Below are 10823 nucleotides of genomic sequence, written 5' to 3' on the forward strand. Positions count from 1 at the left end.
AAATGGTAGTGCTAGAAAAAGTATGGAGGGATATATGGTAAAGAAATAAACAGCTCAATTTAATTTAAATAAGAACTAATAATCCCTATTTTTTAGTGTTAAATAATTGTTATTTTATTTGTTTTTTTAGCTTTTGTCCCTCAGAAGAGTACTTGTTATAAAGAATGCTTTTTTTATGATGTTACACTAATTTTTAATGAATTTCTCATTTGGATTTAATCAGATTTTCAGAAGAAAGTCATACTACCATAATTATGGTAGTAGCGTTTTTTATTGTATTGTATCTTCAATTCAGAGCAACTAAATATGTTCCAGGCATTTATTGGCTAACTGTTGTTCTTATAAGCGTATTCGGAACATTGGTGACTGATAATTTGACAGACAATTTGGGAGTGCCTCTTGAGTTTAGTACGGTAGTTTTCTCTGTGCTGCTAGGTTTAACTTTTCTTTTTTGGTATCTCAGTGAAAAAACACTCTCGATACATTCGATTTATACAAGAAAAAGAGAAGTTTTCTATTGGCTTACCATTCTTTTCACATTTGCACTTGGCACAGCAGTCGGAGATTTATATTCCGAACAACTCGGTATTGGTTATATTTACACAGGAATATTAGTTATTATTATAATTGGTTGTGTATTTTTAGCATGGAAATTCTTGAAACTTGATGGGACTATTGATGTTGTATTAGCAGCAGTTCGTTCATCAAACCCTGATGTCAACAAGTGTAAATCTGCACTTAACAATTCGCTTAGTGTCATAAACGAAGCAAATAAATAAAAATTTTAGGAATCGCAAATCGCGGTTCCTTTTTTGTGTTGGAGTTAAGATCCTATTATCGAGCTTTAGTCAAATAAAGTAGTTGATACATAAAGGTTTTCGATAATTTATTCTTATCTTAATAATTTTTCATAGAGGTAGTTTTTATTTTGAGAAATCTTACAATTCTGTAAGGTACATGTAAGGTAGTTCGATGGTAACTATTTCTAAACATTTTATAATAAAGGTAACAAAGACGAATCGAGGAGGAAAAAATGATGAAAGGATTAGCTGTAGCGGCATTAACAGTTGCTTTTGGAGTTGTTGCGTATGACAAACTGACTGACATGATCGAGGTTGTAAAACAGTTAATAGCATAAATAAAGATTTAAGGGGACAGAGAATGGAATGGCTATTAGGAATGATTGGAGTTTGTAGTGTAATCTTATTATTCATGTTTCCAAGTGGATTATTAAGCTCAAGTGTAAGTATACTTTTCATCTGTTTAATCATCGGGACAATCATCATTATTATGTTGTTGATGAAACGTAGTAAGCTTATTTTCTTTTTAAGCATCATTGTGATGACGTTTATTGTTCTTCAAATCATAACCCTCTTTATATATCCTACTATTATAAAAGCTTTCCAGTAGACTCTCCGCATCGGCAGCAGAGAGTTTTTTTGTTTTATTTCTTCATGAAATTTCTACTTTCGTATTTCTCGCTGATATATTCGATTTTTATATAGAAGAAATTGACGTTTTCTCAATGAAAATGAACAGATTGCAATTATTGTGTTCCGAACGGTCATTTGTTATATTAACTTTAAAGTGTATTGAAAATCTAAAAAAAGAGGCGAGCGTATGGATAAAAAAGAAAGTACGGTCGTATTGTTTCCGCAATTGTCAGCGCGGTTTACCGATGAAGGATTTATTGCATTGCGTGAGCGTCGGTTTGAAGATGCGTTAAAAAACTTCGAAATGTTGCGCCAATACGGAGCACAGACAGAGCAATCAGAATTAGCTTCAGTTATTTGTTTGCTAGAATTAAAGGAAATGAAAGAAGCGAAAGAGCGATGTGAGAAACTGCTTGAAACAGGGGAGTTTTTATTTCAAGATATTCTTGAAACGTATATTACGATTTTAGTACAGACAAATGATTATGAAGGTATTATTGAAACGGTGCAGTCTGTTTTACAAACGAAAGAAATAACAGTAGAACAAAAGGAAAAATTAGCACAACTTGCCTTGTTTGCAAAGGGTATGCTAGAGAGTGAAGAAGCAGTAGTGGAGATAGATGACGGTTTATCTTTTGATGAACCTGTGTTTGCGGATGCTTTGCTGACTGGTGACTACGGGGAGCAACTGCGCGCGGTGAACCGTCTTGCGACTAAACATGTCGAGAAGGCGTTGCCGACGTTGCGTGCATTTTTAGTAGATGAAACGAAACACCCGTATATTAAAACTTCTATCTTATACATATTAATGGACTTTGGAATACAAGAGAAGGTAGATATAAAAAAGTTTGGTGAGACAATAACAGTTATACCGGCTAATTTGGCTTATAATCAATATGATACAGGAAAAGTGTTACATATATTGTCTGAGCGATTAGAGCATGATAATCCATCGATGTATGGGGCGGTTATTACATATTGGAAAGAAATGCAGACAAGTCTTTTCCCGTTTCCTCTATTAACAGACAAAGATGAATTATGGGCAGCTGTTTTAGAGAGAGTTGGAAGGAAACGCTTTGGAATGCCAATTCATGAAGAAGAACTTCTTCATGAGTATGGTATTACACTGGAAGAATATCATATTGCATATCAATGGTTTTTACGTATTGAGAAAGAAGGGTTTATGCCAGTATAATGAAAAAGAATGTTTCAGTTATTGAAACGAGAGTATTCTATGTTATAATGTAAGGGTTGCAAAAGGCTTAAATCTGCCTTTTTATAAGAGAATAGAAACAAATATTCTCTTGCTTATATGTTTCATATTATTCTCGAACAAAATATACCGTATTTGTCTTTTCGACAAATAGTAGATTGAGAAGCGTGTCCAAAGCTTTTCATAGTGGATAAAAGGCTGAATTTATCAGTTTGCGTTTATTGTTTCTTTTTAAGAAACAATAAAGGCCTCGATCTCTAAAGGTATGTGCATACATTATTACAGTTGGAGGGAAAGAATAAATGGCTGCAAAATGGGAAAAATTAGAAGGTAACGTTGGCGTTTTAACAATCGAAGTTGATGTGAAAGAAGTAAACAACTCTTTAGACGCTGCGTTCAAAAAAGTAGTACAAACAATTAACGTACCGGGCTTCCGTAAAGGAAAAATGCCTCGTCCTCTATTCGAACAACGCTTCGGTGTAGAGTCTTTATACCAAGATGCTTTAGATATCATCTTACCAAAAGCATACGGAGAAGCAATCGATGAAACTGGTATCTTCCCAGTTGCTCATCCTGAAATCGACATCGAGAAATTCGAAAAAGGTCAAAACTTAATTTTCACTGCAAAAGTTACTGTAAAACCTGAAGTGAAATTAGGCGAATACAAAGGCTTAACAGTAGAGAAAGAGGATGCTACTGTAACTGACGAAGATGTAGAGAACGAATTAAAATCTTTACAAGAGCGTCAAGCTGAGCTTGTAGTGAAAGAAGATGGCACTATAGAAAACGGTGATACAGCTGTAATCGACTTCGAAGGTTTCGTTGATGGCGAAGCATTTGAAGGTGGACAAGGCGAAAACTACTCTTTAGCAATCGGTTCTGGCACATTCATCCCAGGATTTGAAGAGCAAGTAGTTGGTCTAAAAGCTGGCGAACAAAAAGACGTAGAAGTATCATTCCCAGAAGAATACCATGCAGCTGAACTAGCTGGTAAACCAGCAACATTTAAAGTAACAGTTCATGAAATTAAAGTGAAAGAACTTCCTGCTTTAGATGACGAGTTCGCGAAAGATGCAAACGAAGAAGTTGCAACTCTTGATGAGTTAAAAGCAAAAATTCGTGAAAACTTAGAAGTAAACAAAAAGCAAGAAGCTGAACACAAAGTTCGTGACGAAGTAGTAGAAAAAGCTTCTGCAAATGCAGAAATCGATATTCCAGAAGCTATGATCGAATCTGAGTTAGATCGTATGGTTCGTGAATTCGAGCAACGCTTAAGCTACCAAGGCATGAACTTAGAACTTTACTACCAATTCACAGGTACTGATGAAGAGAAATTAAAAGGACAAATGAAAGAAGACGCTGCAAAACGCGTAACAACTAACCTTGTTCTTGAAGCTATCATCGAAGCTGAAAAAATTGAAGCAACAGATGAAGAAGTAAATGCAGAAGTTGAAAAAATGGCTGAAATGTACAACATGCCAGTAGACGCTGTGAAACAAGCTCTTGGTAACGTTGAAGGTGTAAAAGAAGAACTTCAAGTTCGTAAAGCAGTAGATTTCTTAGTAGATAACAGCAAGACTGCATAATAAAATAACAAGGCACGACATTGCTCGTGCCTTGTTTTATAAATATAAACATAAATATATTTGTAAAACATTTTGTTATGAAGAAGGAAATGATTCTTCAAAAGTCGAATATACATATTTCAAAAGTTTTAAAAATTTTTTATTTGTACATAACTAACCATATTATTTGTATTTCTCGCCACGTAGTGACATAATATGTATTTACATACGATACATTTATCGTGTACATACGAAGGCAAGGTTTTAGCACTTTGTAAGGGGTGTGAAAATATGTTTAAATTTAATGATGAAAAAGGACAATTAAAATGTTCTTTCTGTGGTAAAACACAAACGCAAGTTCGAAAACTTGTGGCAGGTCCTGGGGTTTACATTTGTGATGAATGTATAGAACTTTGCACAGAAATCGTGCAAGAGGAGCTTGCAAAAGATGAAGAAGTAGAATTCAAAGATGTACCGAAGCCGGTAGAAATTCGTGAAATTTTAGATGAATACGTAATCGGACAAGATCAAGCGAAGAAAGCATTAGCGGTAGCGGTATATAATCATTACAAGCGCATTAATTCTAGCAGCAAAATTGATGATGTAGAATTAGCGAAAAGTAATATTTCTTTAATTGGTCCAACAGGTAGCGGTAAAACGTTATTAGCTCAAACATTAGCGCGTATTTTAAATGTTCCATTTGCAATTGCTGATGCAACATCTTTAACGGAAGCTGGATATGTAGGAGAAGATGTAGAAAACATCTTATTAAAACTTATTCAAGCAGCTGATTATGATGTAGAGAAAGCAGAAAAAGGAATCATTTATATTGACGAGATTGATAAAGTGGCTCGTAAGTCAGAAAATCCGTCAATTACGCGTGACGTATCTGGTGAGGGTGTGCAACAGGCGCTTCTTAAAATTTTAGAAGGAACTGTAGCGAGCGTTCCGCCTCAAGGTGGTCGTAAGCATCCACATCAAGAGTTTATTCAAATTGATACAACAAACATTTTATTCATTTGTGGCGGTGCATTTGATGGTATTGAACCAATCATTAAACGCCGTCTTGGTGAAAAAGTGATTGGTTTCGGTTCTGAGAAGAAAAATGCTGATGTAACAGAAAAGCATGTTTTATCGCATGTATTGCCAGAAGATTTATTAAAATTCGGATTAATTCCAGAATTTATTGGTCGTCTTCCAGTTATTGCGAACTTAGAGCCACTTGATGAAGGTGCTCTTGTTGATATCTTAACAAAGCCGAAAAATGCGCTTGTGAAGCAGTTCCAAAAGTTATTGGAGCTTGATGATGTTGAATTAGAGTTTGAAGACGAAGCTCTTGTTGAAATTGCTAAAAAAGCAATTGAACGTAAAACAGGTGCACGCGGACTTCGTTCTATCATTGAAGGTTTAATGCTAGATGTGATGTTCGAACTTCCATCTCGTAAAGACATTGAAAAATGTGTGATTTCAAAAGAAACAGTAACAGAAAATGCTACGCCAAAATTAGTGCTGCAAGATGGTACTGTACTTGAGCAAGATACAAAAACATCTGCATAAAGTGTTTTGAATAATGGGGGCTTTGGCCCCCATTATTTATGAAGTAGAATATAAACGATTGAAACAGCAATTATATAATTGCTGTTTCTTCTTATGTTTAGCGTGTTTCCTCCCAGGGGATACTGAAGAGTAAAACATAGCGGGAGGAAATGAATATGAGCTGGACAAATATTTTTTTAATCGTTCAACTAGTCTTTGGTGTAATTGTCGGATTATATTTTTGGCATTTACTTCGAAACCAGCGAACGCAAAAAGTTTCAATCGATAGAGAATCAAAGAAAGAGCTAGAGCAACTTCGGAAAATGCGGGAAATTTCTTTAACAGAACCGCTGGCTGAAAAGGTTCGTCCGGCGTCATTTGCCGATATTGTCGGACAAGAAGATGGTATTAAATCATTAAAGGCAGCTTTATGCGGACCAAATCCACAGCATGTCATTATATATGGACCACCAGGAGTTGGGAAAACAGCAGCGGCTCGGCTCGTATTAGAAGAGGCGAAGAAAAATATGAAGTCTCCGTTTCGCACGAATGCAACATTTATCGAACTCGATGCCACAACAGCTCGGTTTGATGAACGAGGGATTGCTGATCCGTTAATTGGTTCTGTTCATGACCCGATTTATCAAGGGGCCGGTGCGATGGGACAAGCGGGTATCCCTCAACCGAAAAAAGGAGCGGTCACAGATGCACATGGAGGTATTTTATTTATTGATGAGATTGGAGAGCTTCATCCAATTCAAATGAATAAAATGTTAAAAGTGCTGGAGGATCGCAAAGTGTTTTTGGAAAGTGCATATTATAGTGAGGAAAATTCCTTTATTCCAACGTATATACACGATATTTTCCAAAAGGGATTACCAGCTGATTTCCGTCTTGTTGGCGCAACAACACGTTCACCGGAGGAAATTCCTCCAGCGATTCGCTCACGTTGTTTAGAAGTCTTTTTTCGTGAGTTAGATACAGAAGAGATTGAAGAGGTAGCTAAAAATGCTGCTGAAAAGATAGGTATGGAGATTGGGAAACAAGGCGTAGAAATGATTGGAATGTACGCGCGAAATGGAAGGGAAGCCATTAACCTTGTACAAATCTCTGCTGGAATGGCGATTAACGAAGGGCGCTCTTCCATAAAGGATGAAGATATTGAATGGGTGATTCATTCAAGTCAACTGACGCCCAAATACGAAAAACATATATATCCAATTCCGAGAATTGGTCTTGTAAATGGATTGGCTGTATATGGGCCAAATACAGGAGCACTACTCGAAATTGAGGTAACAGCAATTCCGGCAAAAGAAAAAGGTTCTGTTGTGGTAACAGGGATTGTTGAAGAGGAGAGTATCGGCAATCAATCAAAATCGATTCGCCGTAAAAGTATGGCGAAAGGTTCTGTTGATAATGTTGTAACTGTCCTTCGTTCCCTGGATTTATTACCAGAAGGATATGATATACATATTAACTTTCCGGGTGGTATTCCAATTGATGGTCCATCTGCCGGCATCGCAATTGCAACAGGTGTATATTCTGCCGTTCATCGCATGTATGTCAATAATGAAGTAGCGATGACCGGTGAAATTAGTATTCACGGGGAAATAAAACCAGTCGGCGGCGTTTATGCGAAAGTAAAAGCAGCAAAAAAGGCTGGGGCAAAGAAAGTGCTTATCCCAGTAGAAAATATGCAGCCTCTTCTTTACACAATTAAAGGTATTGAAATTGTTCCTGTCCGAAAATTAAAAGAAGTATTTGTATTAGCATGTATACAAGAAAAAATAGAGCGAACAGACGATACGTTGCTCTCTTTCGAGGAAGATGATGCACAATCGATTTGAAGAAAAGTGTTAGCAAATCAAATGGGGCAGTTCTCGTTAAAAAGAAAGTTAAATCACTCGAATATTCTAGACTTCGCTAAAGTCGTTATATGCTTAAGCGAAGTCCTTTTTCTTGAACGGAAAACAACGTATCAAGTCTCTGCGATTGCATAAGGCTTTATTGTAATATAAAATAGGGAAACAAAGATATTTATGGAGGTGCTATGTCTAATATGAATGTGAATGAAAGAATCGTGCCCCTCCTACCATTAAGAGGCGTTCTCGTATATCCAACGATGGTTCTGCATCTTGATGTAGGACGTGATAAATCGATTAAAGCGCTTGAGCAGGCGGCTATAGATGAAAATATAATTTTTTTAGCAATGCAAAAAGACGTGAATATCGATGATCCGAAAGAAGATGATGTTTATAAAGTAGGTACGTTAGCAAAAGTGAAGCAAATGCTTAAATTGCCAAATGGGACGATGCGTATCCTTGTTGAAGGTTTACATAGAGTAGAAATGACAGAGTTCATTGAAGAAGATGATGTAATTACAGCTAATGTCCGCATGTTAAGTGAAGAAGAAGAAGGCGATTTAGAAGAAAAGGCGCTTATGCGTACATTAATTGAGTATTTTGAGCAATATATTAAGCTGTCTAAGAAAGTTTCAGGTGAAACGTTTGCGACAGTTGTCGATGTTGAGGAACCAGGTCGATTAGCTGATCTCGTATCATTTCATTTGCCGCTCAAAATGAAGCAAAAGCAACAAATTTTAGAAATCACTGCAGCGAAAGAACGATTACATACACTTATTTCTTTTATTCAAGATGAAAAAGAGTTATTAAACTTAGAAAAGAAAATTGGTCAACAAGTAAAACGTTCTATGGAACGTACACAAAAAGAGTACTTCTTACGTGAACAAATGAAAGCTATTCAAAAAGAGCTTGGTGATAAAGAAGGAAAAGGCGGCGAAGTAGAAGAGCTTCGCGAAAAGATTGAAGAATCAGGAATGCCAGAAGAAACGATGAAGGCGGCATTAAAAGAGCTAGATCGTTATGAGAAATTGCCGGCAAGTTCAGCAGAGAGCGGGGTCATTCGCAATTATATTGATTGGTTATTATCTCTTCCTTGGACGGAAGCAACGGAAGATCGTATCGATCTTGCACGCGCTGAAACTATTTTAAATGAAGAGCATTATGGGCTTGAAAAAGTAAAAGAACGTGTGCTTGAATATTTAGCAGTACAAAAGCTTACTAATTCGTTAAAAGGGCCTATTCTTTGTTTAGTTGGACCTCCTGGGGTTGGGAAAACATCGTTAGCTCGTTCAATTGCGACATCAGTGAATCGTAATTTTGTTCGTGTATCACTTGGCGGTGTACGTGATGAATCGGAAGTTCGTGGTCATCGTCGTACGTATGTCGGTGCGATGCCGGGCCGTATTATTCAAGGGATGAAAAAAGCAAAAACAATTAATCCCGTCTTTTTATTAGATGAGATTGATAAAATGTCCAATGATTTCCGTGGTGATCCTTCAGCGGCATTATTAGAGGTATTAGATCCAGAACAAAATCATAATTTTAGTGATCATTACATTGAAGAGCCGTATGATTTATCAAAAGTGATGTTTGTTGCAACTGCTAATACGCTTGCGAGCATTCCAGGTCCGCTTCTTGACCGCATGGAGATTATTTCTATTGCTGGTTATACAGAACTTGAAAAAGTACATATTGCCCGTGAACATTTATTGCCGAAACAATTGAAGGAACATGGATTGAAAAAAGGGAATTTACAAGTGCGCGATGAAGCGCTTCTTGAAATCATCCGTTACTATACGCGTGAAGCGGGTGTTCGTACGTTAGAACGTCAGCTTGCGAAGCTTTGCCGGAAAGCAGCGAAGATTATTGTAACGGAAGAACGTAAGCGCGTCGTTGTCACGGAGAAGAATATTACCGAATTACTTGGAAAACGTATATACCGTTATGGTCAAGCTGAAACGAAAGATCAAGTAGGTATGGCAACAGGTTTAGCGTATACATCAGCTGGCGGAGATACGCTTGCGATTGAGGTATCTGTATCCCCGGGTAAAGGGAAATTGATTTTAACAGGAAAACTTGGTGATGTGATGAAAGAATCTGCACAAGCGGCATTTAGTTATATTCGTTCTCGTGCAGAAGAACTACATATTGACCCTAACTTCCATGAAAAACATGATATTCATATTCATGTTCCTGAAGGTGCGGTGCCAAAAGACGGACCATCAGCGGGGATTACGATGGCAACGGCTCTTATTTCAGCATTAACAGGTATTCCTGTTAGTAAAGAAGTGGGAATGACAGGTGAAATTACACTTCGTGGTCGCGTGTTACCGATTGGTGGATTGAAAGAAAAAACGTTGAGCGCACATCGTGCAGGTTTAAGGAAAATTATTTTACCGGCAGAAAATGAAAGAGATTTAGAAGATATTCCAGAAAGCGTAAAGGAAAACCTTACGTTTGTGCCAGTCTCTCATTTAGATGAGGTACTAGAGCATGCATTAGTAGGAGTGAAAAAATGAAAGTAACAAAAGCTGAGATTGTCATTAGTGCAGTCAAACCAGAACAATATCCTGAGGGAGATTTACCAGAAATCGCATTAGCGGGTCGTTCAAATGTAGGAAAATCATCCTTTATTAATAAAATTTTAAATCGAAAAAAATTAGTGCGTATTTCTTCTAAACCAGGAAAAACGCAAACACTAAACTTTTTTATCATTAATGATATGATGCATTTTGTGGATGTACCAGGTTATGGTTACGCAAAAGTATCTAAATCAGAACGAGCAGCATGGGGAAGAATGATTGAAACGTATTTCACAACAAGAGAGCAGCTAAATGCAGCTGTTCTTGTTATTGACTTACGTCATAAGCCGACGAACGATGATGTGATGATGTATGATTTCTTAAAACATTATGAAATTCCAACAATCATTATTGCAACTAAAGCTGATAAAATTCCAAAAGGAAAATGGCAAAAGCATTTAAAAGTTGTGAAAGAAACGCTCGATGTAGAACCAGGAGATGAAGTCGTATTATTTTCTTCAGAAACAGGTCTTGGGAAAGAAGAAGCGTGGAAAGCCATTCATAAGTTTACAAAAACAAAAAACGTGTGACGATTGTCACACGTTTTTTTGTTTTATCCCGCTATTCGTGGGCAGTAAGACCCCCACCTCAAGATTCAGAGAGAAGTGTTGTCCAGCTCTAGCGGCTAGAAT

At 37.0% G+C, this 10823-nt stretch carries 8 protein-coding genes; all 8 read left to right on the forward strand.

The window, feature by feature from the left end:
- Window positions 1-209: 209 nt before the first annotated feature.
- The 8 genes from V7024_RS18465 to ysxC all read left to right on the forward strand — a co-directional run bounded on the left by V7024_RS18465 (window position 210) and on the right by ysxC (window position 10721).
- The gene (locus tag V7024_RS18465; RefSeq protein ID WP_335522539.1) at window positions 210-779 is read left to right on the forward strand and encodes a hypothetical protein; all 570 of its coding nucleotides are present in this window, start codon (window positions 210-212) and stop codon (window positions 777-779) included.
- A gap of 382 nt (window positions 780-1161) precedes the next feature.
- Entirely contained in the window at window positions 1162-1410 is a 249-nt protein-coding gene (locus tag V7024_RS18470) for a hypothetical protein (RefSeq protein WP_335522541.1), read from the forward strand.
- Window positions 1411-1620: 210 nt separating this feature from the next.
- Complete coding sequence (locus tag V7024_RS18475) at window positions 1621-2628, forward strand: hypothetical protein (protein WP_335522543.1); 1008 nt, start codon at window positions 1621-1623, stop codon at window positions 2626-2628.
- Between the two features lie 320 nt (window positions 2629-2948).
- A complete protein-coding gene (gene tig / locus V7024_RS18480; protein ID WP_335522544.1) occupies window positions 2949-4232 on the forward strand; it encodes a trigger factor in 1284 nt (427 codons plus the stop codon).
- Window positions 4233-4502: 270 nt separating this feature from the next.
- Entirely contained in the window at window positions 4503-5768 is a 1266-nt protein-coding gene (gene clpX, locus V7024_RS18485; RefSeq protein WP_335522546.1) for an ATP-dependent protease ATP-binding subunit ClpX, read from the forward strand.
- Between the two features lie 155 nt (window positions 5769-5923).
- Window positions 5924-7594 (forward strand): ATP-dependent protease LonB, encoded by a 1671-nt coding sequence (gene lonB / locus V7024_RS18490; RefSeq protein ID WP_335522548.1) that lies wholly within the window; start codon window positions 5924-5926, stop codon window positions 7592-7594.
- A 203-nt stretch (window positions 7595-7797) separates the two neighbouring features.
- Window positions 7798-10128: an endopeptidase La gene (lon, locus tag V7024_RS18495; protein WP_335522550.1), complete on the forward strand. Its 2331-nt coding sequence runs from the start codon at window positions 7798-7800 to the stop codon at window positions 10126-10128.
- Window positions 10125-10721, forward strand: coding sequence for a ribosome biogenesis GTP-binding protein YsxC (gene ysxC / locus V7024_RS18500; RefSeq protein ID WP_335522551.1), 597 nt, complete (start codon window positions 10125-10127; stop codon window positions 10719-10721). The genes lon and ysxC overlap by 4 nt, the downstream gene beginning before the upstream one ends.
- Window positions 10722-10823: the final 102 nt, after the last annotated feature.

Source organism: Bacillus sp. JJ864, from assembly GCF_036963045.1.
Taxonomy (GTDB): Bacteria; Bacillota; Bacilli; order Bacillales; family Bacillaceae_G; genus Bacillus_A; species Bacillus_A pseudomycoides_C.

Excerpts from the sequence above, each read along its gene's own strand:
- tig (WP_335522544.1), top strand. The coding sequence starts at position 2,949 with ATGGCTGCAAAATGGGAAAAATTAGAAGGTAACGTTGGCGTTTTAACA.
- lonB (WP_335522548.1), top strand. The coding sequence starts at position 5,924 with ATGAGCTGGACAAATATTTTTTTAATCGTTCAACTAGTCTTTGGTGTA.
- V7024_RS18475 (WP_335522543.1), top strand. The coding sequence starts at position 1,621 with ATGGATAAAAAAGAAAGTACGGTCGTATTGTTTCCGCAATTGTCAGCG.
- V7024_RS18470 (WP_335522541.1), top strand. The coding sequence starts at position 1,162 with ATGGAATGGCTATTAGGAATGATTGGAGTTTGTAGTGTAATCTTATTA.
- clpX (WP_335522546.1), top strand. The coding sequence starts at position 4,503 with ATGTTTAAATTTAATGATGAAAAAGGACAATTAAAATGTTCTTTCTGT.
- lon (WP_335522550.1), top strand. The coding sequence starts at position 7,798 with ATGTCTAATATGAATGTGAATGAAAGAATCGTGCCCCTCCTACCATTA.
- ysxC (WP_335522551.1), top strand. The coding sequence starts at position 10,125 with ATGAAAGTAACAAAAGCTGAGATTGTCATTAGTGCAGTCAAACCAGAA.